The organism is Ureibacillus sinduriensis BLB-1 = JCM 15800, assembly GCF_000772955.1.
Taxonomy (GTDB): Bacteria; Bacillota; Bacilli; order Bacillales_A; family Planococcaceae; genus Ureibacillus; species Ureibacillus sinduriensis.
Window position 1 is genome coordinate 115,224 of record NZ_JPVO01000055.1, and the last position, 26,335, is coordinate 141,558.

At 37.6% G+C, this 26,335-nt stretch carries 27 protein-coding genes; 21 read left to right on the forward strand and 6 right to left on the reverse strand.

Translation table 11 applies throughout. From position 1 onward, the window contains the following. Nucleotides 1–21: 21 nt before the first annotated feature. On the reverse strand, nt 22–951 hold the full coding sequence (locus CD33_RS16520; protein ID WP_036202657.1) for a COX15/CtaA family protein: 930 nt from the start codon (nt 949–951) through the stop codon (nt 22–24). 1,243 nt (nt 952–2,194) lie between these two features. Here CD33_RS16520 and coxB point away from each other — a divergent pair. From coxB to CD33_RS16550, 6 genes are all read left to right on the forward strand, one after another. After that, nucleotides 2,195–3,265, forward strand: a complete 1,071-nt coding sequence (coxB, locus tag CD33_RS16525; RefSeq protein WP_036202660.1) for a cytochrome c oxidase subunit II — start codon at nt 2,195–2,197, stop codon at nt 3,263–3,265. Between the two features lie 38 nt (nt 3,266–3,303). After that, nucleotides 3,304–5,196, forward strand: coding sequence for a cytochrome c oxidase subunit I (locus CD33_RS16530; protein ID WP_036202663.1), 1,893 nt, complete (start codon nt 3,304–3,306; stop codon nt 5,194–5,196). After that, the gene (locus CD33_RS16535) at nt 5,196–5,819 is read left to right on the forward strand and encodes a cytochrome (ubi)quinol oxidase subunit III (protein WP_036202665.1); all 624 of its coding nucleotides are present in this window, start codon (nt 5,196–5,198) and stop codon (nt 5,817–5,819) included. The genes CD33_RS16530 and CD33_RS16535 overlap by 1 nt, the downstream gene beginning before the upstream one ends. Before the next feature lies 1 nt (nt 5,820). Next, entirely contained in the window at nt 5,821–6,162 is a 342-nt protein-coding gene (locus CD33_RS16540; RefSeq protein WP_036202668.1) for a cytochrome C oxidase subunit IV family protein, read from the forward strand. Nucleotides 6,163–6,348: 186 nt separating this feature from the next. Then, the gene (gene ctaG / locus CD33_RS16545) at nt 6,349–7,269 is read left to right on the forward strand and encodes a cytochrome c oxidase assembly factor CtaG (RefSeq protein WP_036202670.1); all 921 of its coding nucleotides are present in this window, start codon (nt 6,349–6,351) and stop codon (nt 7,267–7,269) included. 72 nt (nt 7,270–7,341) lie between these two features. After that, nucleotides 7,342–7,803, forward strand: coding sequence for a DUF420 domain-containing protein (locus CD33_RS16550; protein ID WP_036202673.1), 462 nt, complete (start codon nt 7,342–7,344; stop codon nt 7,801–7,803). Between the two features lie 167 nt (nt 7,804–7,970). Here CD33_RS16550 and CD33_RS16555 read toward each other — a convergent pair whose 3' ends face one another. Then, nucleotides 7,971–8,336, reverse strand: coding sequence for a YugN family protein (locus CD33_RS16555; RefSeq protein WP_036202676.1), 366 nt, complete (start codon nt 8,334–8,336; stop codon nt 7,971–7,973). Nucleotides 8,337–8,485: 149 nt separating this feature from the next. Here CD33_RS16555 and CD33_RS16560 point away from each other — a divergent pair, with 149 nt between their 5' ends. From CD33_RS16560 to CD33_RS16570, 3 genes are all read left to right on the forward strand, one after another. Continuing rightward, the gene (locus tag CD33_RS16560; protein ID WP_036202678.1) at nt 8,486–9,556 is read left to right on the forward strand and encodes a CAP domain-containing protein; all 1,071 of its coding nucleotides are present in this window, start codon (nt 8,486–8,488) and stop codon (nt 9,554–9,556) included. Between the two features lie 128 nt (nt 9,557–9,684). Beyond that, nucleotides 9,685–11,160, forward strand: a complete 1,476-nt coding sequence (locus CD33_RS16565; protein ID WP_036202681.1) for a UDP-N-acetylmuramoyl-L-alanyl-D-glutamate--2,6-diaminopimelate ligase — start codon at nt 9,685–9,687, stop codon at nt 11,158–11,160. A 257-nt stretch (nt 11,161–11,417) separates the two neighbouring features. Continuing rightward, nucleotides 11,418–11,867, forward strand: coding sequence for a YlbF/YmcA family competence regulator (locus tag CD33_RS16570; protein WP_036202684.1), 450 nt, complete (start codon nt 11,418–11,420; stop codon nt 11,865–11,867). A gap of 60 nt (nt 11,868–11,927) precedes the next feature. Here CD33_RS16570 and CD33_RS16575 read toward each other — a convergent pair whose 3' ends face one another. Beyond that, nucleotides 11,928–12,854: a glycerophosphodiester phosphodiesterase family protein gene (locus CD33_RS16575; protein ID WP_036202687.1), complete on the reverse strand. Its 927-nt coding sequence runs from the start codon at nt 12,852–12,854 to the stop codon at nt 11,928–11,930. A 335-nt stretch (nt 12,855–13,189) separates the two neighbouring features. Between CD33_RS16575 and CD33_RS16580 the strand changes: the two genes are divergently transcribed. Then, complete coding sequence (locus CD33_RS16580; protein ID WP_036202690.1) at nt 13,190–13,462, forward strand: YlbG family protein; 273 nt, start codon at nt 13,190–13,192, stop codon at nt 13,460–13,462. Between the two features lie 208 nt (nt 13,463–13,670). On the opposite strand, the gene CD33_RS16585 is transcribed toward CD33_RS16580, so the two are convergent. Then, the gene (locus CD33_RS16585) at nt 13,671–14,060 is read right to left on the reverse strand and encodes a DUF7147 family protein (protein WP_036202693.1); all 390 of its coding nucleotides are present in this window, start codon (nt 14,058–14,060) and stop codon (nt 13,671–13,673) included. Nucleotides 14,061–14,115: 55 nt separating this feature from the next. Here CD33_RS16585 and CD33_RS16590 point away from each other — a divergent pair, with 55 nt between their 5' ends. From CD33_RS16590 to coaD, 3 genes are read left to right on the forward strand one after another with little or no spacing between them, the layout of a single operon-like run. Next, complete coding sequence (locus tag CD33_RS16590) at nt 14,116–15,525, forward strand: hypothetical protein (protein WP_036202698.1); 1,410 nt, start codon at nt 14,116–14,118, stop codon at nt 15,523–15,525. A gap of 59 nt (nt 15,526–15,584) precedes the next feature. Next, nucleotides 15,585–16,139: a 16S rRNA (guanine(966)-N(2))-methyltransferase RsmD gene (rsmD, locus tag CD33_RS16595; RefSeq protein ID WP_036202702.1), complete on the forward strand. Its 555-nt coding sequence runs from the start codon at nt 15,585–15,587 to the stop codon at nt 16,137–16,139. A 32-nt stretch (nt 16,140–16,171) separates the two neighbouring features. Beyond that, the gene (gene coaD, locus CD33_RS16600; protein WP_036202705.1) at nt 16,172–16,657 is read left to right on the forward strand and encodes a pantetheine-phosphate adenylyltransferase; all 486 of its coding nucleotides are present in this window, start codon (nt 16,172–16,174) and stop codon (nt 16,655–16,657) included. A gap of 99 nt (nt 16,658–16,756) precedes the next feature. Here coaD and CD33_RS16605 read toward each other — a convergent pair whose 3' ends face one another. After that, nucleotides 16,757–17,557 (reverse strand): hypothetical protein, encoded by an 801-nt coding sequence (locus CD33_RS16605; RefSeq protein WP_258517059.1) that lies wholly within the window; start codon nt 17,555–17,557, stop codon nt 16,757–16,759. Between the two features lie 214 nt (nt 17,558–17,771). Here CD33_RS16605 and CD33_RS16610 point away from each other — a divergent pair, with 214 nt between their 5' ends. Next, nucleotides 17,772–18,818 carry a SepM family pheromone-processing serine protease gene (locus CD33_RS16610; RefSeq protein ID WP_036202708.1) on the forward strand — a complete coding sequence of 349 codons (1,047 nt, stop codon included), beginning with the start codon at nt 17,772–17,774 and terminating at the stop codon, nt 18,816–18,818. A gap of 111 nt (nt 18,819–18,929) precedes the next feature. Here the strand turns inward: CD33_RS16610 and CD33_RS16615 are convergent, their stop codons facing one another. Continuing rightward, nucleotides 18,930–20,138, reverse strand: a complete 1,209-nt coding sequence (locus CD33_RS16615) for a nucleotidyltransferase (protein WP_036202711.1) — start codon at nt 20,136–20,138, stop codon at nt 18,930–18,932. 221 nt (nt 20,139–20,359) lie between these two features. Here CD33_RS16615 and CD33_RS16620 point away from each other — a divergent pair, with 221 nt between their 5' ends. The 7 genes from CD33_RS16620 to bshC all read left to right on the forward strand — a co-directional run bounded on the left by CD33_RS16620 (nt 20,360) and on the right by bshC (nt 26,095). After that, nucleotides 20,360–20,893 (forward strand): YceD family protein, encoded by a 534-nt coding sequence (locus CD33_RS16620; protein ID WP_036202714.1) that lies wholly within the window; start codon nt 20,360–20,362, stop codon nt 20,891–20,893. 24 nt (nt 20,894–20,917) lie between these two features. Then, entirely contained in the window at nt 20,918–21,091 is a 174-nt protein-coding gene (rpmF, locus tag CD33_RS16625; RefSeq protein WP_036202717.1) for a 50S ribosomal protein L32, read from the forward strand. A 187-nt stretch (nt 21,092–21,278) separates the two neighbouring features. After that, a complete protein-coding gene (locus CD33_RS16630; protein WP_036202720.1) occupies nt 21,279–22,040 on the forward strand; it encodes an enoyl-CoA hydratase/isomerase family protein in 762 nt (253 codons plus the stop codon). Nucleotides 22,041–22,200: 160 nt separating this feature from the next. After that, a complete protein-coding gene (locus CD33_RS16635; RefSeq protein ID WP_036202723.1) occupies nt 22,201–22,584 on the forward strand; it encodes a transcriptional regulator in 384 nt (127 codons plus the stop codon). Nucleotides 22,585–23,065: 481 nt separating this feature from the next. Further along, nucleotides 23,066–23,968 carry a ketopantoate reductase family protein gene (locus tag CD33_RS16640; RefSeq protein WP_036202726.1) on the forward strand — a complete coding sequence of 301 codons (903 nt, stop codon included), beginning with the start codon at nt 23,066–23,068 and terminating at the stop codon, nt 23,966–23,968. A 20-nt stretch (nt 23,969–23,988) separates the two neighbouring features. Further along, the gene (locus CD33_RS16645; protein WP_258517063.1) at nt 23,989–24,357 is read left to right on the forward strand and encodes a DUF3397 family protein; all 369 of its coding nucleotides are present in this window, start codon (nt 23,989–23,991) and stop codon (nt 24,355–24,357) included. A 121-nt stretch (nt 24,358–24,478) separates the two neighbouring features. Continuing rightward, nucleotides 24,479–26,095, forward strand: coding sequence for a bacillithiol biosynthesis cysteine-adding enzyme BshC (gene bshC, locus CD33_RS16650; protein WP_036202732.1), 1,617 nt, complete (start codon nt 24,479–24,481; stop codon nt 26,093–26,095). The last annotated feature ends 240 nt before the right edge of the window (nt 26,096–26,335 follow it).

Consider the following 26,335-nt stretch of genomic DNA (forward strand, 5'->3'; position numbering starts at 1 on the left):
AGGATGGACGAGTTGTGTTGTTTAATTGCTTTTCTCATTATAGTTACTGCGTGAGATTAACAATATCATATAGCAGAATAGACCAAACAAACACGAGATAAATAATGAGTGCAATAACGACACTACCAAGTTAAGCTTTGTTAGGATAATCAACATACCCGTTGTCATCTGTGCCAACAAAATAAAGAATGCGATGATCCACCCTTTATAAATAACACGCTGGTTTTTATAATGCTTGATGGCATGGATCATAATATATGTAACCCAAATAAAAATCAATAGTACTGCAAATCTGTGCCCCATTTGAACCCATTCATACATATTATTTGGTAGGGCAAACGGACTTTCATTATTGCAAAATGGCCAATCGGTGCAAACTAAACTCGACTGTGTATGTCGGACCAAAGCACCTGTATAAACGACTATATATGAATATAAAGAAACGCCTAATGTATGCCATTTTAGTTTTTTGCCTATATAAACTTTATCGGCATCGAATTTTGTATCAACCTCGAAAACAATCATAGCTAATAACAAAACACTCGCAAATGATATGAGCGATATTCCAAAGTGCAGTGCAAGGATAAAATCCCCTTGGCCCCATAGGACCTGTGCAGCACCGATCAATGCTTGAGCAATCAAGAAGAAGATAGCCATACTACCCAAAAACTTTACTTCACGAACGGAACCAAGTTTACGCCAAGTCCAAATAACCAATGCCAGGACAAGTATTGAAACTGAACCCGTTACTAAACGATGCGAGAATTCTATTAAAACTTCTGTTGTTATTTCTTTTGGAATGAGGGACCCATTACAATCCGGCCAGTTTCGACCGCAGCCTAAACCGCTTTCGGTTTTTGTAACAAGGGCTCCTCCAAGAAGAATAAGCAACATACCGATTGTTGTAGCTAAAGCAATCCATTTCAGTAATTTGCTTTGATTCTGTTGCATTTTATGAGCCACCTACTTTTTCTAATCATGAGCTTGTTAGAAAAACATAAACAATCGCCAAATAAGGCTGAAATCCATGTTTTACCTACACCGAAGGTTAATTGTCACTTTATTTGTTGCCGGTGTGAAAAGCATCTATGCCTTTATGATGATAGCGAATAAATAGATAAAAGACAACTTCAAACGGTAGAAGGTTTCAGATAGGGAAAGGGTTTTCACAAATTGTTCATAATTTCGTGCTATTACCTTCACAAATGTTCCCATAAAATGCATTACTATAGAGATGTTCATATTACATTTGGCTAACATAACATGCATTTTGACAAACTTCATTGAAATTTAACGTAATGTCTAGAAATCCAGGACAAATTTCGATATAGTTATTGTTAGCGAAATATGCTTACAAAAATGAAAGAAATAAAATGAGCCATTTTATGCTGCAACGTGTTAGCTGTTGCTGACCTCAATCACTCGCATTCTAAAGATTTTCTGCACTTATTAAAAATAGAACTTTAATTCTTATCCAGATCAATTTATTGGGTTTGAAGAGTTAACAACTCTTAGTAGAACGGTTTGTTATCAAGGTATGAAATGAGAAAGCAAGTGAGGGTTATCTTCATTAAATTATGAGAAGCAAAAGGACGGTTGAATATTACTCTTTCAGATTTTGTGGGTGAAGTTTTGTTATGCAAGGCAATAAAAGTTGCCAATTTGTGTAACCATTTGGGTAGCTGGCGATAATCATTTTTTAGAGGTTGAATGGTGAAAGGCCAGTATCGAAGTATACAAGTTCTTTCTGATTTACTACTGTAGATTAAGGTGAAATACATTTGGTATAAAGCTAACTGGTGGTTGTTTATAGCTCCTAAAATCATTTTGCTAAGAGGCTATAATTGTACCTAGGAATATCAAACAGCATAAATACCAATGCTACCTGTAGAAATGTTAAAACAATCTAACGTGAATATGGTATTATGAAGATTGTTTTAGTGCTATGTAGAGAAATACTTTGTACAGGCCGACTCATTTTTGGCTACACTATTGAAAATGGATCACTGGCACGTATGGTTCTAGTTATGGGCACACAGAGGAAAACAGTTCATTAACCTCAATTTTGAAAATGCTCCTTGGATTGTGCTTATTTACATTTGGAATTCTTCTTAATAGGGATTCACATAGAACTAAAAAACCAATGTCATGGTTACACATGAAATACAACAAAGAAAGAGGGGTTAATTAAGCTATGATGAAAGGGCTTAAAAAATGGCGTCTTTTCTCACTGTTAGCTGTAATGACAGTATTTCTTTCTGCATGTGGTGAAGAGTATATTACAACTCTTAAACCAACAGGTGCAGTGGGGAAAGAACAATTTAATTTACTATTATTCTCAATTGCAATTATGGCATTAGTAACAATAGTAGTATCAGTTCTTTATTTATATGCTTTTATGAAGGCTCGCCGTTCTAAATTGGGTGAGGACTACATGCCGAAACAGGTAGAAGGAAGTCATACATTAGAAGTTATTTGGACAGTTATCCCAATTATCTTACTTTTAATTTTAGCGGTTCCGACTTTAATTTCTACTTACAAATTTGCGGATGTTAAAGCGATGGATGAAGTAGATGAAGAAGGTAACAAAACAGCATTGACAGTCAATGTTACTGCGAAATTATATTGGTGGGAATTCGAATATCCAGAACAAGGTATTGTAACAGCTCAAGAACTTGTTGTTCCTACGGATGAAAAAGTTTACTTTAATTTAAAAGCTGCCGATGTAAAACACTCATTCTGGATTCCGGCTGTCGGCGGTAAAATGGATACAAACGTAGAAAACGTTAACAAATTCTATTTAGAATTTGGAAAAGAGTCAGCAGACCTTAAAGATGGTGTTTTCTATGGTAAATGTGCTGAGCTTTGTGGTCCTTCACATGCTTTAATGGACTTTAAAGTGAAAGTGCTTGACCGTGATGGATTCAACGATTGGGTTGCTGCAATGCAAGCTACAGAAGGACAAACTGCTTCTGCTGAATCAACTGATTTAGGTGAACAAACATTTGCGAACAGCTGCTTAATGTGTCACGCCGTATCTGGTGTTGGTGCATCGGGAGCAATGGGACCAAACTTAACGACATTTGGTGATCGTAATCGTGTTGCAGGTGTGCTTGAACATTCAAAAGAAAGTTTAGAAAACTGGGTTAAAGATCCAGAAAGCATTAAACCAGGAAACTTGATGACTGGTAAATATGGTGAACTTTCCGATGAGGAAATTAGCGCAGTTGCAGATTACATTATGGGATTATCTATCGAAGAATAATACGAACTAGATAGTAACACTTGAAGGAGGTAAAAGTTGTGAGCTCTGCCGCAGTTACAAATAATAAGGGCTTTGGAGCAACATTATGGGACTATTTAACAACTGTCGATCATAAGAAACTTGGCGTTATGTATTTATTTGCCGGGACTTTATTCTTTGCAATCGCAGGTTTTGAAGCGTTATTAATGCGTCTTCAGTTAATGATACCAAATAATGATTTTGTTTCAGCCGGTACATTCAATGAATTATTAACAATGCATGGTACAACGATGCTATTCTTAGCAGCAACACCATTGCTATTTGGCTTTATGAACGCAGTCGTACCGTTACAAATCGGTGCGCGTGACGTTGCTTTCCCATTCCTAAACTCTTTAGGATTCTGGTTGTTCTTCTTGGGGGCAATCTTTTTACACTTATCATTCTTTTTAGGGGGAGCGCCTGATGCTGGTTGGACTAACTATGCTTCTTTAGCGTTATACTCTCCTGGACATGGTATTGACTTTTATGTATTAGGTTTACAGATCTCTGGTGCTGGTACGTTGATTTCTGGTATTAACTTCATCGTTACGATCATTACAATGCGTGCACCAGGTATGACATTTATGCGTATGCCATTGTTTACTTGGACTACTTTAATTACAAGTGCTCTAATTACATTCGCATTCCCTCCGCTAACAGTAGGTTTATTCTTAATGTTGGTTGACCGTATGTTCGATGCTAACTTCTTCGATCATACTATGGGTGGTAACACAATTATTTGGGAGCATTTATTCTGGATTTTTGGTCACCCTGAAGTATATATCCTAGTTTTACCGGCATTCGGTTTATTCTCAGAAATCATTCCGGTATTTGCTCGTAAACGTTTATTCGGATACTCTTCGATGGTATTCGCTACGATTTTAATCGGTTTCCTAGGATTCATGGTTTGGGCCCACCATATGTTCACGACTGGACTTGGTGCAACAGCTAACGCAATCTTTGCGGTTGCTACAATGGCAATCGCCGTTCCAACTGGTATGAAGGTATTTAACTGGATTATGACCATTTGGGGCGGATCGGTAAAAGTAACTGTACCAATGCTTTATGCACTTGGTTTCATTCCATCATTCGTAGCTGGTGGGGTAACAGGAGTTATGCAGGCTGCTGCACCTCTTGACTACCAACTACATGATTCTTACTTTATCGTAGCTCACTTCCACTACGTAATTGTTGGTGGTATCGTTACGGCAATCTTTGGTTCGATGCATTTCTATTGGCCAATTATGTTCAACCGTGCTTTAAGCGAGAAATTGGGAGTATGGACTTTCTGGATCTTCTTTATTGGATTCCATTGTACATTCTTCATCCAACATTTCCTAGGTTTAATGGGTATGCCACGTCGTGTATTCACATACCAAGCGGATCAAGGTTGGGATCTATTTAACTTTATTTCATCAATCGGTGCTATTTTAATGGCGATCGGTGTCGTTTTATTAGTGATCAACATCATTATCACTGCTAAATCTAAACCATTAAATTGCCGCGATTATTGGGGAGATGGACGTTCACTTGAGTGGGCTATCAAAACTCCAGTACCGTTCTATAACTTTAAACAAACACCACTTGTACGTGGATATGACCCGTATTGGTTGGAAAAACATGATGGAAACAAAGAAGGCATGATTTATGCAGAGCCGCTTGGCGACATCCACATGCCGAATAATTCGATTTTACCTTTGGTAATGTCAATCGGTATGTTTGTTGCAGCATTTGGTGCTCTATATCATCCAGACGGAAAAGCTTGGGCAATTCCGGTATTGATTCTAGGTTTAGCAATCACTGTTGGTGCTATGATCGTTCGTTCTGTTAAAGATGATCTTGGTTTCCATGTTCATGTTGAAGAAATCGTAGCAACTGAAGAACATCTTTATGGAAATGGGGGTAACAAATAATGGAAGAAACTAAATTCACCCCTCAAACTTGGCCCGATAAAGCTGAACAAGCAACTTTGGAAGGGAAAAACAAATTCGTAGGAATTTGGATTTTCATTTGTAGTGATATCACACTATTTGCCAGTGTGTTTGCTACTTACCTTTCTTTGAAAGATAAAGGCCCGGCAGGTATGGAGTTCTCTGCAGCTTCATTATTTGAATTACCTTTAGCATTTGTAATGACTATGTTACTTTTAACATCATCATTAACTTCTGTTTATGCAATGTATCACTTGAAAAACCATAATTTCAAAGGCGTACAAATTTGGATGAGCATTACTGTACTATTAGGTCTTGGATTCCTTGCGCTTGAGATTTATGAGTTCTATCACTATGTACACATTGGGTTTGGTTATACACAATCAGCCTTCTCGTCTGCATTCTTTACATTGGTAGGAACACACGGATTGCACGTAGTCATTGGTTTGGTGTGGATTGTATGTTTAATCGTTCGTAATGCAAAACGTGGATTAAACCTATATAATGCGCCGAAATACTATGCAGCATCTATCTTCTGGCACTTTATCGATGTAATTTGGGTATTCATCTTTACTGTAGTTTACTTGATGGGGGTGTTAGGATAATATGGGACACGATACACAGTTTCAAGCAAAATCTAAAAAGCAGTATGAATATGATCGCCATCACAATGCGGTTCATATGCGTAAGCAAGTAGTCAATTTTGCTATTATGATTTTCTTAACATTCTTGGCGTTTGCAGTTGTAGTAGCGGATTTTTCAGCTTATTTCATTAAGCCTGTTATTCTTCTATTAGCTGGTGTTCAAGTTGTATTACAATTATATTCATTCATGCATATGGATGACAAAAAAGCCAGCCACATGGGTGTTATTTCTACATTTGTATGGTTTGGTGCAGTAATCGCATTTACGATGTTTTTAACATTCTTAACAATCATTTGGTGGTAAGAATGTTGGATAAACAAGTCGCTCATCTTTTCGAGCGACTTGTTTTCTTTTTTAGCCAATTATAAACATTGTTTCAATATAATATTTTAGCCATGAAACTGCTTTTAATTGTCATACTTCGTTCATTGATGTTACGATGTAAGCGTTCTATAATAGAACTACCGAAGTTTAAAGGAGCTCAAGATTATGCCATTAAATATATTTGGTTTCCAAGCACTATGGAGTCCTTATTTAATAGGAGTTATTTTGTTTATCACTGTTGTCTATTTTTTAGTGACAGTTGTCTGGAGAAAAGATTTTAAAGTTAGCGAACCTCTGAAAAAAGGCGAAGCGGCTTATTTTATACTAGCAATGATTTTGTTGTATGTGATTAAGGGATCTCCAATCGATTTAATGTCTCATATTATGTTTACATATCATATGGTACAAATGGCGTTTCTTCTATTGCTGGTACCGATGCTTATTATAAAAGGTATACCATGGTGGGTGTGGAAAGTAGTTGTGGAAGCACCAGTTGTTAGGGGCATATTTGCAATCCTTACACAGCCTGTTGTTTCCGCATTTGTATTTGCCATGATGTTTTCGTTGTATCATATGCCGGGTATATTTGATACGATCAAGCTTAATGAAACATTGCATGGAATTTTCTCTTTCTTCCTATTTCTATCGGCCTTTTTCATGAACTGGCCTTTGTTTGGTCATATCCCGGGTCGTAAGCAAATGAAACCTTTGTACAAAATAGCTTATATTATTGCCAATGCGGTATTAATCACGCCAGCTTGTGCTTTAATAATTTTTAACCCTAATCCAATGTATTCAACATATACGGAAGGGGAATCTTGGTTAAAAGCGATGGAACTTTGTGTTCCAGCTGCAACATTATCTGGTTTATCACTTTCAGGTCCGGAACTTTTCAACAATATGAAACCACTTGAAGATCAACAGTTAGGTGGCGTTTTAATGAAAATCATTCAGGAGATTATCTTCGGAATTGTGCTAGCTACTGTGTTCAGAAATTGGTGGATACAAGAAAAGCAAGATGATAAGGCGATTACTGAAAATGCATTGAAAGATTTTCAAGCAAAAAAGCAGAGTCAACAATTTTAGCATAGAGCTAGAGTAAGGCATTTACTGTCTTCACTAAAAAAGTTATATTACTAAATGTCAGGAGAATGTAAAATGAGTGTACCTATTCTACCTACAATTAGTACTTCATTTATTGTTATTAGTGCTGTGTTAGTCGCAATTGGATGGGGTCTAATTTACAAGAAAAAAATCGAAGCACACAAAAAAGTAATGCTAGCTGCAGGGGTATCGGCATTAATTTTCTTTATCATTTATGCTTCAAGAACCATTTTTGTCGGGAATACATCATTTGGTGGTCCGGATGATTTGAAAATTTATTACACGTTATTTTTAATTTTCCATATTACTTTAGCAACAGTTGGAGCAGTATTCGGTATTGTCAGTATTATGACAGGGTTAAAAACGAAACTGAGCATTCACCGTAAAATCGGACCCATAACAAGCATTATCTGGTTTTTCGTAGCAATTACCGGAGTAGCCGTCTACTTGCTTTTATATGTCTTTTACCATGGTGGCCAAACAACTTCACTCATCAAAGCAATATTGGGGTTCTAGTCTATGATCAACAGCCTTTTAGCTTATCTTAAAGGGCTGTTTTTTTCTTTTCCAAAATGCTGCAAGTTTTTGTGGGGACCGAATTTATGTTGATACTGCTAATCTATTTACTAGTTTAATAGAAAAAGGACTGGGAGTATTCATCCAAGTCCTTTTAAAATGAGCTATTAAGCTACAACGCCAAAAGCGGCAAGTTCTTTTTTTACATTTTCTAAAATTTGTTCACATTGTGTTACAAGATGTTTCGGGAATACTTCATCTTCACCGTACTCAACACCATGTGGGTAGTAGTATTTTCCAAGTGCAGGCTTGGCAATTGTCAATACAGCTGAGCGATTACCTACGTCTCCGGAAATTGCTTTGCAGAATACACGTAAATAATAACGACCTTCTTTTAAATCAAAGCGTTTATCGAAAGTCATACGATCAAAATCCCAAGCACCATGACATTCAAGTCCGTTCTTTTCCATAACGCTAACAAGCAATTCCTGTTCAGCAGTTATATTTTCAAGTGTTTTGTTATCGAAATACATTAAAAAATCCTCCTTTAGCTAACTCATACATAAGTATACGCCCATTTTCTATAATAGAGGAAAATTTCTTTAGTTTCAATGGCAACATTGTGTCAACAACTATATTATTGATATAATAGTACCAATAAATATAAAGGATAGAGACCGTAATGAAAACTCTTTTTCGAATATTGATAGTCCTTTCTTTTCTTGCAATTATCTTTTTTTATTCTACAGGCACAAATAATTACGAACCTTTAGAAGGACCGAATTCTACTTCTCAAATTTTTCCCAAAACAATCAATGAACCAGAAACTTCCGAGGAGTTCTTGCCACGTCCAGAAACAGGATTGTCGACAATGATAGGCAAGAGTAGTAATGAACTATTAAAAGTTTATAGCGATCCATCACGCCTCGACAAATCAGCCTATGGTTATGAATGGTGGGTCTACAATCAAAACCCAAGCGAGTTTTTTATGTTTGCCGTAAACAATGGTGTTGTAACGCAAGCATATACGAATGCAGAAATGTCTGATATTAGTCCTTATAAAATGGGGCAATCTCTCGAAGACATTTATGGTATGTCGATTATAGATTCAGAAGTGAGCACAACAATCGAAGATAATGTTTATACGTTTTCGATGAGTGAAGATGATATGAATACGAGGATTTTAACGAAGTTCGATAGTCTTTTCGCACAGCTTTATATCGACAGTGAAACAGGTACGTTAAGCGGCGTTCGATTTATGGACAGCAGAACGTTGGTCATACACCGTCCCTATGAAATGTCTTTTGTCGGCAAGTTGTTGTCACCGCCTAATCCAACTTCCTATCTAATAGAAGAAAGTAATAGGTCGAATGCAACGCAAATTTATGACTTGTTGAATGTATTCCGAGTCAACAATGAACTACCGATCCTGGCCGCTCATGATGCTGCAACAATGGTTGCTATGGAGCATAGTGAAGAAATGTATTCCCAAAGTTATTTGTCCCATGAATCACCAACCAAGGGGTCCTTAAAGGAAAGATTGGAATCTGAAAAAATCGAGTATAAGAACGCAGAGGAAAATATCGCCACCTCCTATATTGACTCGATTGAGGCAGTACATGGATGGCTAAATTCAAATGCACATCGCAAGTATATGCTGGATGAGTCGTATACTCATGTGGGATCTGGATCATTCATGAACTATTATACTCAAATCTTTATTGAAGAAGAGATGGGTCAATTGGAAGAATAAAGTGTTAACGGACCTCCTAGTCGAGTAGATTGGCTATAGAGGTTCTTTTTTTATAATAATTTTTAAGCCACGAAAATTTAGTGTCACTATTGGAACCTAGGCATAAAATAGGGAAAAGGAGTGACAGCTTGCAACTAGCAGAACTTTTAAAAGAATGGCCATGTACAGTAAAAGGTGGTTCTATTCGAGTTGAAGTAACTGGAATTGAGGATTATGCACAAGGTGTCAAAGATGGCGATTTATTCATCGTACGTAAAGGCCGAAAATCCGATGGTTTAAAATATGTGGATATGGCCATAAAAAATGGGGCAATCGGTATCGTCATTGAAGATGAAAAGCAGTTGGATTCTCTAAAATTAACTGTTCCGGTCATCTGGGTTCCCAACGTCTTGAAATTTATGTCATATAGTGCTGCAAAACTAAATCAATTTCCGGCTGATGCAATGCAAGTTATCGCAATTACAGGTACAAATGGAAAAACAACAGTTAGTCATTTTATCGGACAGATACTACACGCACTACATAAAAACGTAATAGTCATTGGAACAAATGGAATCTACATTAACGGTGTTGAAGTAAATATAGATTACGAGCATTTAACTACACTTCAGCCGAAACATCTACACAAGATATTGAAAATAGCGGTTAGCCGTGGTGTGGAATATGTCGTCTTGGAAGCTTCCTCTATGGGGCTTGCAAAACATCGCCTGGACGATTGTTCGATCGATATTGGGGTCTTCTTAAATTTGGCGGAGGATCATATTGAAGATCATGGGTCCTATGATAAATATAAAGCTGCCAAACAACTGCTTGCCACACTTTCAGATCAACTTGTTTTAAATGGGGACGATTCCTTTTGTCGAACAGTAGGTCTCCAAGCAAAAAAGAAAAAGGCTTATTTTGGTCTTGGAAATCGAGTGGATTATCAACTCCAGCTCCTTGCTGAAGGGCTGACGACCTCAACATGTTGCCTGCAAAGCAATAAGGGTCAGAAAGTATTCGCGGTTCCTTTTGTCGGGGAGCACCATTTACAAAACACGATTGCAGCCATTACAGCTGTAAGTGAACTTGGTTTTTCCATAGAGGATATTTGTGAGGCCGTAAATAAGCTTACTTTGCCGGATGGCCGGCTAGAAGTAATTGAAAATAATTTAGACATCGATATTTATATTGATTATGCACATACAGAAGCAGCATTAAGAGCAGTTTTGCAAACTTTGAACAAAACTGTCAAACGAAATTTAGTTGTCATATTCAGCTGCGGCGGTGACCGGGATAAACACAAAAGAATCAAGATGGGTGCTGTTGCCTCAAAATATGCAGACATGATTTATTTGACGACGGATAACCCTCGCAGCGAAGATCCCGAACTCATCAACGCTCAAATTGCTGCGGGATTTTCTCCGAAACAACAGTACGAAATGATATTAGACAGGGGAGAGGCGATTGAAACGGCAATCCGTAAGGCAAAAAAAGGGGATACTATTTTAATTGCTGGAAAAGGTCACGAAACAACACAAACAATAGGTTCGGTGGAAATTAACTTCTCTGATTATGAAAGCGTGAAACTTGCACTCGATAAAGTGTCAAGAGATCTTGTGTAGAACTAAGGGTGTCCCAAAAGTTGTTTATTAAACTTTTGGGATTTTTTGCGGGTGCAAAACGTTTATTTTTCATAGATTCATAATAATGCAAAAACCGAATGCCATTCGTCTTTGTTTTGTCGAAATATGGCCCACCTCTACATTTTTGGGATTTTACAGCAACAAAAATAAATCCCCCACTAAAATTCGTAACTTCTTAATACAAATTTCTTTAGAATTCTGCTATGATTGGTGATAGTAGATTGGAGGAAATAATGATGATAATGACATCAGAATGGGCCTTCATCTTAGATGAAGCAGATGAAATAAGTGCGATGATTCTTTCATCAGAACAAGCTCAAAGGTTGCGCAATGCATATGAGGATGTTTATGGTGATGAAAATCTGGTCCACCAAATTTCTGTATTTAAACGCATGAAAGAACAATATGAGGATGTCCAACGATTTGGCAAATACCATCCTGATTATCATACAATCATGAAGCAAATTCGTCAGCTGAAAAGAAGTCTGGATATAGATGAGCGGGTTGCGAATCTGAAGGTAGCAGAAAATGACTTTCAAGACTTGCTAGATGAACTAAGCTTGATTATTGGAAAGTCTGTATCAGAAGCTGTAAAGGTTCCGGTAAGTAATCCGTTCTTTGCAACAAGCTCTTCTTCTTGTGGAACGGGCTGTGGGACTGGTGGAAGCTGTTCTTGCTCAGCTTAAAAGGACAATCTTTTTGTATAACTAATAAAGGGTGACTCAATTGTGGGTCACCCTTATATTTTATTCAGCTTCGTTTGACTCTTCCGCCATACTTTGTAGAACTGAAACAGCAATATCAGGCCGGTCCGTAATGATTCCCTTTGCACCATTTTTGACAAGGCTTACCATCGTATCCTCATCATCTATCGTCCAGTAGTGGACTGGAATGTTCAGCTTTGCTAAAAAGGCGATGAACCTTGGAGAATCCAATGAAACCATACCGTGTTTCACAGGAATTTGGAATACGTCCACTTTTGGGTGATACAGGTGTCCAAATTGACTTGTGAATGCTGTAAAGGCTTTTCTTACATCATTTTCCCCTGCCCCCAAAGCAACTTGGTTTTGGGCATATAGATTGAAACGATCCACTTGCTCACTATAAAAACTTGTGATGACAATGCGGTTTTGTGCATCGAATTCTTCGATGAGCCTCCATAGTTTGGAAGGCATCAGGCTTCCTTCATACGTGTCAGGATGATCTTTAATATCGATATTAATATACATATTGGGGAAAGCTTCGAACAGTTCGCGCAAACTAACGATTTCTACCATTTCCTCCTTATATGGGAATTCTCCATCCAAATCTTCAAAATGGTATCCGAAATTTAGTTGTTTTAATTCCTGTAAAGTATAATCTTTTACGGATCCCGTACCATCGCTGGTGCGATCCACTGTTTCATCATGGAATACGACAATTTCCTCATCTTTTGTTAAGCGTATATCAATTTCAAAACCATCCACTCCAAGAGAATGCGCTTTTTCAAAAGCAATCATTGTATGCTCTGGGGCTAAGCGGGAGCCTCCTCGATGAGCAAGTACGATTGGTCTGCCGTATTGCAGAACTTCTTTATCTTCTCTTTTTTGAGGTTTAATGATCGCTTTACTGCCTGCCCAAGCTGCCGCACTGGCCGCTGCAATCGCAATCGCTACTTTTGTTTTTTTACCCATGAAAATCCTCCTTCAATCCTGGCTGAGTGTTTAGTATTCAACATTGTTTTTCGTCAGTAATCATCATTTTTGATGTTGAGCAAGTACCTCTTGGAAAATGGTCATTTTAAGTCAACTTTCATTTGGTGAGATATTCTTTTGAAGTTAAGGAGATACTCAAGAAAGTAGTATTTTGTCACCACCGGTATGGTCCTAAGTAAATAAAATGAAAGTAAAAGAATTGTAAATTCTCTCTAGATGATTATAACGGAAATTATACACGGGTGTCACTAAACTCTGTTGCTATCAAAATTGACATTATGGTATTCTTTTATGTAAGAAATGAGGGAAATGAAATGCAAGAACGACAAGGGTTAATTGTATACATTCATCAGCTGAAACATGCAAAAAGTTTAAGGAAATATGGACATGTACATTATATTTCTCGAAAACTGAAATATGTTGTGATTTATTGTAATCGCCAAGAAATTGAAGGCACAAAATATAAAATACAACGCCTCCCTTTTGTGAAAGACGTTGTAGAATCGTATCGCCCATTTTTGAAAACAGAGTTTGAAAATGCCAAACCGGACAAAGCGAAGGAATATGATTATAAAGTTGGTTTATAAATAGTTTTTTTAAAAGAATAGAATCCTTATCTTGCCCGTTTGAAGGTGCTAGCTCCTTGCGCAGTTAGGAATCGCCTGCGAAGACAAAGAGCGTCCTTTTGTTGGATTCTTCCAATAGTTGAGGCGCACACGATGTGCGTCATGTCGGCGATGCAACAGGACGTTGCGATTTCGCCGACGCGGAGCTGATCGAGCACCTTCCGCTTTTCTATTGTTTTGGGGGGATAAAATGATTCATTCGTAAAATGCCGATTAAATGCTGGTAAAACAGTACCGGCTCAGAAAAAACCGAGGAGTGTTTAATCTCCATCGGGATGGCTTTTTTTCCTAGTTCATGCAAAGTATCTTCAAATATTTCAAGTCGTTTAGAAGGTTTATCAGGATTATATGGAATTCCTTCACGACATACATATATCGGCATAAACTTACTATCTCCAACCGGTTTTAAAGCGACGGCGATGGAAGCAACCTGTGAATCACCTTTGTTTGAGATAAAAATAAAAGCATGATGATATCTTTTTTCATTTGTTTTGATGAGTTCACACAGTTCATAAATGTCTCCATACCCTCGTCCGAGTTCAATAAATTGTTGAATCAACTTTCACACATCCTTTCCGATAACAATAGTATCACGACGAAAGGGGGGAAGGCACATGAAATATGCAATTAGTTTTTTGGGAATTTTACTGCTCGTAATTTGCGGGACGCTTTTCCTTCAGTATCAAGTGTTTTCAGATAAACTTGATACCGAAGAAGGTGATTTTACATATACTCAGGAAATTGAAATTACATATCGAAGTGGAAGTTTAGATATCCGTCAGCATATACACAATTTAACAGACCAGTCCATCGATTTATCTTGGCCGAACTTAGCCATCAGTACAGATTGTTTTTTAGAAACCGAGACGAGCTGCGAACGTTTGAGCGAGGACAAAACAAAATTAAAGGCTTCTACGAATAGAAATGTTTCTCTATCGTACATCATTCCATTAGAGGGTGGGCTTCAGTCCAACCGTTTATTAAAGGATATTTTTGTAACGCTTAAAAATGGGGATGCAGGATATTCTACTGTACATATTTCAACAGATAGTGAAGTGAAAGGGCAATGGATAACTGGTTTACCGTTAATAGGAAATCAGTCGTTATCCATGGTCAACTATTCAATGTTTGGTGGGACAGGAGATATTTCGGAAATTTATTGGCAAAGCGGAGTAATGGGTATTCATGAAGTGACAGACCATTTATCAATTTATTCGCATAAGCGTCCGGACGAAAATCTACTAAAAAAATTAAAAAATTTAACAACTTTGAGTGAAGATCATATAGTCGTTGTCCAAGGTAAGAATAATCCTGTTCAACAAGGAAACCGTATTTTCTTTACAGACGAGCTTTCAATTGCTTCGATGAAAGATAAGGTAATTCTTTCGCAAGTTAAAGCATCGTATGGTCTGGAAGGAGCTCCACAGTGGTTAAGTGAAGTGATTGCCTCATTTTTAACCGGTTCTCCAGTTGGCAGCAATAAATCGATTGAAATGGTCAAGACTTTGAATAGCGAACTGTCGGACACTCAGAAACTGAACTGGGTAGAAAAATTGAATGACCTTAAAAGGACCGATGTTACATCGGAAAAATTGGACGATTTATTAACGGAAATTTTTGGTCAACCTACGGAATACTTCGCGATGAATGAAAAGACTGATCGAATTCACCCGTTCTTGTTCAATGACGGCAGGAAAGTGTATGTTGAAAGTGAATTAAGAGAAAATGTGAAGGTGATTTTGGAAGACGGACAAGTTCTCTATCCTCTTGAACCGTTGTTGAAAAGCTTAGGTTATCAAACTAACTTGGGGGAAAATGGATATTACGTCCAGAATGAAACGCAAAAGTTTAGATTCCCTCAAGGCTACGGGTTTTATGTTTACAATAATCAACGATATAATACAATTTCCGAACCACTTACGCTTATAGCCGATACACTTTATATGGAAGAGACATGGTTGCAAAAATTATTTAGTGTAGATATACAAAAGAATGAGGATTCGATAACGATTAAACAGCAATAATAGACAAAAGATTTAATGAGTTTGGAGCTCTAGCTATTATAAAAGGCTTGGTGATAAAAATGCGAGTTGTAGCAGGCGAAAGAAAAGGGATGCCTTTAAAAGCAATTACAGGGACGACTACTAGACCGACTACGGATAAAGTCAAGGAATCTATTTTCAATATGATTGGACCTTTCTTTTCTGGCGGGATTGCACTGGATTTATTTGCAGGCAGTGGGGGACTTGGTATTGAAACGCTAAGCAGAGGTGCCAGCAAGGCAATATTCGTTGAAAAGGATGGGCGAGCTTTTCAAACGTTGCAGGAAAATATAAAAAAATGCCGTTATGAGGCGGTGGCGGAAACATTCAAGACGGATGCTGCTCGGGCGGTTAAAGGGCTTTTAAAAAGAGAGATACAATTGGATTATTTATTTTTGGATCCTCCCTACCATAAAAAGGAATACTATGATTTGCTGAACTCTTTAGTGGATCATGGGAAGCTGTCCGAGGATGCTATTATTGTCTGTGAACATTCTGTAGAAGTAAACTTGCCTTCAAGCTATGGAAAGTACACTCTGGCAAGGCAAGAAACATATGGGGGAACCATTATATCAATTTATCGAAATGAACTTTAGGAATTTTGCTGAAGGGAAATGGGGAGAAGTCGTTGTCTGAAAAAATTGCAGTTGTACCAGGAAGTTTTGATCCTATTACGAATGGACATTTAGATATTATAAAACGGGCCGCAGACGTGTTTGATATTATTTATGTAGCTGTTTTAAATAATTCTTCCAAGAAACCACTATTTACTATAGACGAAAGAATGGGGTTAATCTCGGAAGTGACGAAGGATATTTCGAATATTCGTATTGAAAGCTCTTCAGGATTATTAATAGATTATGCAAGAGCTAAAAATGCCAAGGCGATCGTTCGCGGGCTGCGTGCGATATCAGATTTTGAGTATGAAATGCAAATCACATCAATGAATAAATTTTTGGATGAATCGATTGAAACTTTCTTCATTATGACAAAAAACCAATACTCTTTTTTAAGTTCAAGCATTGTGAAGGAAGTGGCTCAGTACGGCGGTACAGTCACTGGACTTGTACCGGAAATAGTAGAGAAGGCATTGCTGGAAAAGTTTGATAAGTAGCCTAAACATTGCGGTATAAAATTAACGACAGAACCCTAAAATAGGATTCTGTCGTTTTTTATTCCGTAAGCCAAAGGACAGTGATTTGTAGAATGTTTCTCACAGGAAGAGCAGATAGAACAGGGCAGGAATCAATAAAACATAGAGCACCCTCATCAAAATATATGGTTTTAAGGATAGGTGTTCGCCTTTTGCAATAACGGCAACTTGCATATGGATACTCAGTCCCTGGCTTGTTAGAAAGGTAGCCATAAGGACCAGAAGAAGTGTATGTTGATCGGCGAACAGTTCTTGTCCGATTCGCAAACCGTTTGTCATTTCCAGCATTGCTGCAATCAGCAGCATGACATTATTATGTATGTCAGGGACCAAGCTTTTAACAGAATGCATGACAACCGTATAAATTGTTGTGAAAAAGATGATCGTCGCTCCAACAACCAGGACTGTAGGGATACTATCCTTCACACTGCTTGTAAAAGGATTGGTTTGTTTTGTTGCCGGTTCAGGGGTGGCGACAGGTTTTCCCTTGTCCTCTCTGCGAAAATAAAAAAATACCCCACATAAAATGGAAAGTGAAACGATATGATACAAAATCAAAAACTGCCAGCTGAAAGTTGTATCATTTAATAAATCATTGCCGACAAATCCCAATACGAAAAGAGGGCTTGGACTATGACAAATGCTTAAAAGAATATTTGCTTCACGCAGTGATATTTGTTTGCTTTTTTTCAAATAAGTAATCGTCGCAGCCCCTGTCGGAAATCCCCCAAGAGCGCTGATGCCATATGTTTTAAAATAGAGTTTGAACCTGGATGAGGAATTGCTTGTATTTGGCGTTAACCTGATAAACCATTGAGTTAGGATTAAATAGGGCAATAAGTAGGGAAATAGAGCCTCCATAAATAATTCGACACCTAGATCTGTACCTTCGTGTGCAATCCCTGGGAAAAATAGTAATAAACAGATTAATGTGATACAAATAAATAAATAGAGTGCAGGAATAAGCATCATCTCTTTTCAAATTTTTGTTTTCCATTTCCGCAAATGCTAAACTAATATATGCGATGTGTTAAAAATTTAGTCTTAAAAGGTTACTTTAGGAGGTGCTATACATATGAGAAAATCGTTCCTATATATGATCATCCTGTTCGTCATCGTCTTTTTCTTGAGTTTTTACAAATTGGACTACTATATTATGAAGCCCGGTAGTGCTTATAATGTGAGTGAATTTGTTACGGTGGAAGACGGGGATAAAAACCACGAAGGAACCATGAGTCTAATGACGGTGGCAATGGCTCAAGCAACACCTCTTACATATGCTGTTTCGTATTTTAGTGAGTATGAGGAAGTATTTAAGGAAGAAGAGGTTAGACAAGAGGAAGAAGACGAAAAAGAATATAGTGTCCGTCAATTAAAGTTAATGTCGGATTCACAATTCAATGCTTTATATGTCGCCTTCCAAAAAGCAAACCTACCATATACAATTGAGTATCACGGTGTGACTGTTCTAAATGTGCTGGCAGATGGTGCGGCAGATGGAGAGCTGGAACCGGGTGATGAAATAGTTGAAATCGACGGAGTCATGATCGAAAAAGCACAGGAGCTTACGGAAATTTTAAGTGCAAAAAAAGAGAATGAAGCAGTTGAACTAGTTATCGACCGAGATGACAAGCTGTTGGATCGAACAATCAAATTGAAACCGATTCCCGGCAGTGAAAAAGTAGGGATTGGTATCACATACTCTGAAAGTAAATTAATCAAAACTGATCCAAATGTTAAAGTGGACGCGGATAAAATCGGTGGACCTTCGGCTGGCCTAATGTTCACTCTCGAAATTTTAAATCAATTACTCGATGATGATCTAACAAAAGGGTACAGCATAGCTGGTACAGGTGAAATGAATGAAGATGGCACGGTTGGACGAATTGGCGGGATTGAGAAAAAAGTAGTGGCAGCCGATAGGGATGGGGTTGAAATCTTTTTCGCACCGGATGATGAAATTACCCAAGCAATGCTTCAAATCAATCCAAACCTAAAATCAAATTACGATGTTGCTGTCGAGACTGCAGAAAAAATTGATACGGATATGGAGATTGTGCCCGTGAAAACAATCGATGATGCTATTGATTATATAGAAAAGCTTCAACCAAAAAAGGATTAACTGTTTAAGGGGGAGAAAAAGTCACTGTACTTTTTCTCCCCCTGTTTTTTGGCAAGGACTATTGCATTAATGTAACAGAAAAAAATGGCTTACACAGCATAGAGACGAGGCCTATAAACGAATCGGAGGAGTTTGGTAGTCCCCGGCAATCAGCTCTCCGGAAGCCATTTCCACCCCCAAAGCATACATATCGGTTGCGCGGATATCCAATAACAGCATGGGATCGTTTGTGGATGCAACACGGCTTATTAAAGGTAACGGAAACTGTTTTTTATGTTTTGATAAGTACGCCTGCCCATTTTTCGTCATCCCCAATAATCGAATATAAGATAGTTTCGAGGAATTGTGTAGTTGCTCTTTTGTAATACCTGTGAATATATGTGTCAGCATTCGCTGGAGTCTTGTCCATGTATATCGTTTAGACTTGATTAAGGTCATGAATTGGTTAAAAGAATTACTCTTTTTCGCAGCCTTGCTGAGGGCAAATTCTATTCCCTCACTGACATCTGCGAAACGGGTCAATTGCTCCGGTGTATGCCGTAAAATGGCGAAGCGTAAATATGGCCAAAACGTTTCCCACTGTATAAAAGAAATATACTTATTTTGCCATTCTTCTAGTAGCATATATGTTTCATCCGGTACAAATTGTACGATTTCTTCGAGAGATTGCTGCTCAAAGATAGCTTTTCTTATTCCGGTTGCACTGGCGATGGTAGACTCGGTATTTATGTCATCATGAAAGCCGGCCTGAATCCGTGGAATCGTCATAGGCTCAATGTTTAGATTTAAACGTTTGGCAGCTTCTATATAGTGATAACCGAGAATGTTGTTGGGTTTTGATAAATCTATTGTATGCCCTTGTTCCTTTTGGCGGAGTTCCTCGTATGCCTTGAATAGACTTTGGGGATAACTAATGCCAGTTGAAACATACTGTTTAATGAGTGCATTATATTGCTCTTCGTGGCTTTTTAATAATGTAAAAGTGTTCAGAAAGGGGTGAATCGTGCCTTCTTCACTTCCAAAAGCAAAATTCGTACAGCCAATAGCCTCCAATAGTTGAATGGCACCTTCAGCAAAAAAAGTAGCATGCCCGGTACAGAACGCATAAGGAAGTTCAATCACAATATCTACACCGTTTTTCAAAGCCATTTTGGTGCGATGCCATTTATCTATTACTGCGGGTTCACCCCGTTGCAAGAAGTTCCCACTCATAACAGCGATAACCACATCGGCATTTGACCGATCTTTCGATTGACTTACATGATAAAAATGTCCATTATGAAATGGGTTGTACTCAACAACTACTCCTACAGCTTTCATTATATGTTACACTCCTATGTGGGAAGACTTTTAAGAAAAAGATACCAAAGATTAGTAAACAAGAAAGATGAATTGGACTATATTCTGAAATCTTTCTTATCTATCGTTTTTTATGATTTATCTAAATTATATTACTCAATTTGTATAGTGACAAGAAAATATCTTGACATCTAAAAATACACATTATATAATCAACATTGTTGTCTCGAGGTGATTAGTGAATGAAATGGTCAATTCATCAATTATCGAAGTATCGCCAAAATGGGATGCCGATTGATGCAGAAGTACAATTGGATGATGTAATGAAGCGAAACAATGATATTCGTCATATTTCACCCGTTCATGTAAAAGGACACTGTACTTTCGGTGCATCGCAAATGACATGTCAATTTACGATGACAGCGACATTAACTCTTCCATGTTCTAGGACTTGGGAGGATGTTGAATATCCGATAGAAGTTGATACAGTTGAAATATTCAGCTGGGCAGATCCTGAACATCGTGGTAATGACGATGGTGATATACATTATATTGATGGTGAAGTTATCGACTTTAATCCAGTTTTAGAAGAACTTGTGCTACTTGAAGTGCCTATGCAGATTTTTAAAGAAGACACTGAAGGAAAAGTACAGGGAGGCAAAAACTGGAGCTATTCAACAGATGAAGATGAAGCTCGTCAAAAGGAAAATGACGAACCAAAAGTGGATCCAAGACTTGCTGATTTAGCTAAGTATTTTGATCAAACAGATGAATAGATAATCTGTAAGGAGGTGCCAATAATGGCTGTACCATTTAGAAGAACTTCTAAAACTGCAAAAAGAAAGCGTCGTACGCATTTCAAATTATCTGTACCTGGTATGGTAGCATGCCCAAACTGTGGCGAAGCAACTTTAGCTCACCACGTATGTAAAGCTTGTGGACACTACAAAGGTAAAGAAGTAGTTAGTAAATAATTCAGTATTTACTAAATAAGGCTATTAGAGAGGCCATGGCTCTCTAGTAGCCTTTTTTCTTTTTATCCCAGCATGACAAAGGAAATCGGTTCTATTCTTGTAATAAGTTCATTCCTCCCGTACTATTTAATTTGTATGGTCTAGTTAATTCTTAAGTATCCATGAAGCTAAAGGGGGATGTTTTAGTATGGTTTACAAGATAGAAAAAAATGAGGGAGTCATTACTTTCACCATTGATCGAGCAGAAAAAAGGAATGCCATAAATGACGAAGTAATGGAAGGGTTTAAGAAAGTTATTACATATATCAAAGAGCATAATGATGTGCGCTTCCTCGTTATTACAGGGAGCGGGGAGCAAGCTTTTTGCTCGGGTGGAGACTTGTCGGAATTTCATTTCCTTAAAACGGAAGCGGAAGCTTTTGGAATGTTAAGCAAAATGGGGAATATCCTATACGATTTAGCGACTTTGCACGTGCCAACCATTGCGCTAATAAATGGCGCTGCTGTCGGCGGAGGCTGTGAAATAGCAACCGCTTGTGATTTTCGTTTAGTCGCAAGTCACGCAAAATGTGGCTTTATACAAGGCACGTTATCCATTACAAGTGGGTGGGGGGGCGGTACCTATTTGTTTGAAAGAGGCTTGCGGCATGATCAGGCTCTAAAGATGCTCATAGAATCGAAAAAGTATGATGCACAGCTTCTTTATGAAATGGGTTGGGCTATGGGTGTATTCGAAGGTTCGAAAGAACAAGCGCTGGAAGCATTTATAGGTGATATGAGAAATATCCACCCAGATGTCCATCGAGCTTATAAGGAAATAGAACTTCGTAAGTGGAAAGAGAAAAATATGTATGAACGTGTGATGGAAGAAATTCGTTTATGCGCAAAACTATGGGAAAGCGATGCTCACAATGAAGCGGTCGCTCGGTTTTTGAACAAGACAAAATAAAAGGTGCTCATCTCTGGAGGAGGTGAGGTGTTTGCCGACTCTTTTTGCGAAAAACAAGTGGTAGAAAGAAAGTTAATACAATTTATCCTTTTTCCATTGTTTGTTATTCTATTTAATCTATTTACCTGCATATAGTAGTAAAAAATGCGAGGTGATAGAAGTGGATGGAAAAAGACGTAAAGATCAATGGACGGCCGATGACGATGAGAAATTAGCCGAAATCGTTATTCAAGCTGTTCAAAATGGTAAAACACAACTTGAAGCTTTTGCTGAAGCTGCAAGTTTATTGAATCGTACAAAACAAGCGTGCGGCTTCCGTTGGAATAAAACACTCAGGCAGCAGTATGGCCAAATGCTTAATAGTGTACGAAAACGTCCAAAGCAATTAATGCGCAGCCATTTAAAACTAGCACTCAATAGTTTCGATGAACTTACCGAAGCATATAACGAACTAGAAACTAGGTATCGGGAATTGCAGTCAGAACACGAAAAAATTCTTAAATGGCTTCAACAAGGTTCCAGTTTTATAGAACAGCATAAATAAATCTCGACATAGCAGTTTATGTTAGAAAAAGTAACCGTTATAATGGAATAATTTTCCGATTCAGGCGTTTTCATATGAAGTTGTATTTTATAAATGGCATCAATGTATTTAGGGTCGCCTAAATGAGAAAAAAGTTAATGGAAAATCATTAATTTCAACAGATGGGCGGCACAAAAATGCATGATTACTTTGATGTATTCGTGATGCACAGTGTTATTTTTTTATCCGGCTCTATTAATAATTTCGATCTTATCCTAAAAATGTAATGGTCGGGTTCTAAAATATGCCTATATAGGAAATAAATTTCATCAGACATATCGTAAATAATTGGTGTATCCATTATAATGAATATCAACAAGACAAGGTCTGCCAATTGGTAGACCTTTAATTTTCGTTATGCGATTTTTGACAAACTTGTCATTTTAAAAAAGACTTGATAACTTTTATTTTAGAGAACGAACAATGGATAGGAGGGTGAATCATGGAAATAGTTGTAATTGGTGGCGGTTCGGTTGGTATGCTGATAGCTAGCTTTTTAGCGGAGTATAATGATAGAGTTACTCTTATCACACACACGGAAGACCAGGCAAGGACCCTTAAGCAAAATGGACTTGTACGGAAAAATATAGATGGTACGACTACTGTATGCAGGGTTGATGCATACACAGATTTATCTTATCTTTCCAAGGATGCGCTCGTCATTGTTGCAGTCAAATATGGACATCTTGTACAGGTTTATGAAACACTGCAAAATTTGGATCCTGCAATCCCACTTCTCTTCCTGCAAAACGGTTTGGCTCATTTAGAGGAAGCCGACTCTTTACCTCAACTTTCGATTGCCTTTGGTTCATGCCAATTCGGTGCTGAACGGGAAAATGACGTAATGGTCCATCATCGAGGTATAGGCGTTATGAAAATTGCAGTTGAAAAAGGGGATGTACATCCATTTAAGCTCTTATTGGAAAGTCCCAACTCGTTTTTTCAAGTTGAATTTGTCAAAAGTGCAGAAGAAATGCTTTTTGAGAAAGCGATACTAAATTGTTTTATCAATCCATTAACAGCTGTTTTAAATGTTACTAATGGGAAGTTGGTTGAAGATCCAAGCTGCTATAAGCTTCTCCAAAATATATATAAAGAGGTATTGAACGCTTTCCCGGAAGAAATGTCCCGAATTTCATTTTCTGACGTGGTGAACTTGTGTCGGAGAACTGCCTCTAATACATCTTCCATGTTAGGGGATATGTTAAAGTCCAGCCCGACGGAAATTGAAACAATTGTCGGGGCGGTTATAAAAAGAGCTGCAAAAGCTGGGCGGAACTTACCAATTTTGGAAACATTGTATTTATTAGTTTTAGCAAAGGAAGGAAGCGGTGAGAAAATGTGAAAATACTGATTCAATACATAGTGAGTATCCTTATTTTTTTCCCTATTATTATATTCTTTATCACATATTTTATAGCTCGCAAGCAGAAAAAAGGCAAGTCAAAGTCATTCGGGCTTGCAAGTGATGCTACGACAATTATCCTGTTTTTCTCTGTACCCCTTTCCATTTCAAGCTTATGGGACAAGAATTATAATGTACTTGTTTTTGTTATAGCTATTGTTATAGCCATTATTTTTACATACATAGATTGGCGTACGAAAAAAGAGATTGAAGTTTTGCGACTATTAAAGAAGACATGGAGATTATACTTTATTCTGCTGACAATTGCGTTTCTTGTTATTTGGATTGTTGGTTTGGTTCAAAGTATAATTGATTATGCTTTTAGCTGATTTAAGCATTTTCTTTTGAAGTAGAAGTTTGATACTTTACAATAAGGAATGGGATAAAACTAAGATTAGATAGAAATTAGAACAAGGTTGAAAACTGTTCGTAGAGTAGAGGAGATTTTTTATGAGGCTGGAGCATATTGAAATACCAGTTAGCAATAAATTACTCGCTGAATATTGGTCGGGTAGTGAAGAATTACTGTCGTTTTTTGAATATAAGTATAATGATGAAGCGTATAGAACTCGCTATAATTACTTAAAATCGAAGCATTATTATAGTGCGGAATTAAGCGCGATTGTTCGTCAATATATGGAACCCTTTGGTATTTCTAAAAAAGTTGAGGAAAATTTAACTGCTCTGGCGAATGGATCGGTTGCAGTAGTCGGAGGCCAACAGGCAGGGATCTTAACCGGGCCATTATATTCCGTTCACAAGGCCATTTCAGTCATTTTGCTGGCGAAAAAACAGAGCTCGGAGTTGGGAGAAAAAATAGTCCCGATATTCTGGATTGCCGGGGAAGATCATGATTTGGATGAAATCAATCATACTTTCACAATTGTAGAGGGTTCAATAAAAAAACGCGTCTACGGTAAGCGAACTAAATTGAAAACGATGGCTTCGACTACAAATGTTAATAAAGAAGAATTGAAAAGCTTATTAAGTACAATTTTCAAAGATTATGGAGAAACCGAATATACCCATTCGCTTTATGAAAATTGTATATTCCAACTCGAACAAAGCAAGACCTTCACCGACTTTTTCGCACGTTTAATGAACGAATTGTTCAAGACGGAAGGATTGCTGATGATAGATGCGGCGTATGAGCCTTTCAGGAAATATGAATCGGAATATTTTATCAAAATTATCGAGTCGAATGAAAAAATTGCGGAAGCAGTTGTTGAAAGGGAGAAACTTCTTAGTGGCGCCGGGTTTGGCAATCCGATAGAAGCTAGTCCGGAAAGTGCCAATCTTTTTTATGTACAGGAAGGCGAACGCTTCTTGCTCGAAAGAAATGCTGAGTTCTATCAAGATGCCAGTGGTTTCATTAAAATGTCCAAGGAGCAGCTTTTGGAGGTTGCAAAAAATAATCCCGAAATGTTAAGCAATAATGTAGTAACGAGACCACTTATGCAGGAAATGACGATTCCGGTATTGGCTTTTGTCGGTGGTCCCGGAGAGCTAGCTTATTGGGCGACATTAAAGGATGCTTTCAACGTTCTTGATTTACAGATGCCTATTCTGGCGCCAAGACTGAATATTACGCTGGTAGACAGAAAAATTGATCAGCTTCTTTCAACATACCAATTATCGGTTCTGGATATTATTGATGGCAAAGCCAAGGCTTTGAAAGCGGAATATATCGACGGTGTTCAAGATAAGGAAGCCAAAGAGCAACTAGTTGCTTTAAACATGTTGGTGAAAGAGCATTATAGAGAATTAAATGCCCACTTAAAATCGCAGCAAATCGAATTGCAATTGCTTGTGGACAAAAATATAAAATATCATGAAAAACAGTTTGATTATTTGAGCAAAAAGATTGAGCAGCAAGTCTTGATAAAGCATAAGAAAACGATTCGTCATTTTGATTCGATGCAATTTGAGATTTATCCAAATGATAGTCTGCAAGAGAGAGTATATAATCCATTCCAATATTTGAATCAATACGGACCCGAATTAATCAGGGACCTATGTTCACTTCCTTTTGAAATTGCAAATAAGCACTATGTAATTCTTCTGTAATAAATGTAGTAGGAGTTTAATGTTGTTGGGTAATTGTACCTAATATAAAGGCGGAGGCCTGCTATATAGAGCTTTGGGTGCAATAGTAAGAAGTCGTCTCAATAAGAGACGACTTCTTTTTTGTGCCAAATTTCACATGTGTGTTGGTGTAGAAAAGTACTATATGCACAAATTATAAAAAGTAGTTAACAATCTCTTTAAAAATGTGGAGGAAAGTGGGGGAATGTGGTACATTATTTA

What these genes read in the sequence shown, in the direction of transcription:
- CD33_RS16520 (WP_036202657.1), bottom strand. Translation starts at nt 951, where the DNA reads ATGCAACAGAATCAAAGCAAATTACTGAAATGGATTGCTTTAGCTACA.
- coxB (WP_036202660.1), top strand. Translation starts at nt 2,195, where the DNA reads ATGATGAAAGGGCTTAAAAAATGGCGTCTTTTCTCACTGTTAGCTGTA.
- CD33_RS16535 (WP_036202665.1), top strand. Translation starts at nt 5,196, where the DNA reads ATGGAAGAAACTAAATTCACCCCTCAAACTTGGCCCGATAAAGCTGAA.
- CD33_RS16540 (WP_036202668.1), top strand. Translation starts at nt 5,821, where the DNA reads ATGGGACACGATACACAGTTTCAAGCAAAATCTAAAAAGCAGTATGAA.
- ctaG (WP_036202670.1), top strand. Translation starts at nt 6,349, where the DNA reads ATGCCATTAAATATATTTGGTTTCCAAGCACTATGGAGTCCTTATTTA.
- CD33_RS16550 (WP_036202673.1), top strand. Translation starts at nt 7,342, where the DNA reads ATGAGTGTACCTATTCTACCTACAATTAGTACTTCATTTATTGTTATT.
- CD33_RS16555 (WP_036202676.1), bottom strand. Translation starts at nt 8,336, where the DNA reads ATGTATTTCGATAACAAAACACTTGAAAATATAACTGCTGAACAGGAA.
- CD33_RS16560 (WP_036202678.1), top strand. Translation starts at nt 8,486, where the DNA reads ATGAAAACTCTTTTTCGAATATTGATAGTCCTTTCTTTTCTTGCAATT.
- CD33_RS16570 (WP_036202684.1), top strand. Translation starts at nt 11,418, where the DNA reads ATGATAATGACATCAGAATGGGCCTTCATCTTAGATGAAGCAGATGAA.
- CD33_RS16575 (WP_036202687.1), bottom strand. Translation starts at nt 12,854, where the DNA reads ATGGGTAAAAAAACAAAAGTAGCGATTGCGATTGCAGCGGCCAGTGCG.
- CD33_RS16580 (WP_036202690.1), top strand. Translation starts at nt 13,190, where the DNA reads ATGCAAGAACGACAAGGGTTAATTGTATACATTCATCAGCTGAAACAT.
- CD33_RS16590 (WP_036202698.1), top strand. Translation starts at nt 14,116, where the DNA reads ATGAAATATGCAATTAGTTTTTTGGGAATTTTACTGCTCGTAATTTGC.
- rsmD (WP_036202702.1), top strand. Translation starts at nt 15,585, where the DNA reads ATGCGAGTTGTAGCAGGCGAAAGAAAAGGGATGCCTTTAAAAGCAATT.
- CD33_RS16605 (WP_258517059.1), bottom strand. Translation starts at nt 17,557, where the DNA reads ATGGAGGCTCTATTTCCCTACTTATTGCCCTATTTAATCCTAACTCAA.
- CD33_RS16610 (WP_036202708.1), top strand. Translation starts at nt 17,772, where the DNA reads ATGAGAAAATCGTTCCTATATATGATCATCCTGTTCGTCATCGTCTTT.
- CD33_RS16615 (WP_036202711.1), bottom strand. Translation starts at nt 20,138, where the DNA reads ATGAAAGCTGTAGGAGTAGTTGTTGAGTACAACCCATTTCATAATGGA.
- CD33_RS16620 (WP_036202714.1), top strand. Translation starts at nt 20,360, where the DNA reads ATGAAATGGTCAATTCATCAATTATCGAAGTATCGCCAAAATGGGATG.
- rpmF (WP_036202717.1), top strand. Translation starts at nt 20,918, where the DNA reads ATGGCTGTACCATTTAGAAGAACTTCTAAAACTGCAAAAAGAAAGCGT.
- CD33_RS16630 (WP_036202720.1), top strand. Translation starts at nt 21,279, where the DNA reads ATGGTTTACAAGATAGAAAAAAATGAGGGAGTCATTACTTTCACCATT.
- CD33_RS16640 (WP_036202726.1), top strand. Translation starts at nt 23,066, where the DNA reads ATGGAAATAGTTGTAATTGGTGGCGGTTCGGTTGGTATGCTGATAGCT.
- bshC (WP_036202732.1), top strand. Translation starts at nt 24,479, where the DNA reads ATGAGGCTGGAGCATATTGAAATACCAGTTAGCAATAAATTACTCGCT.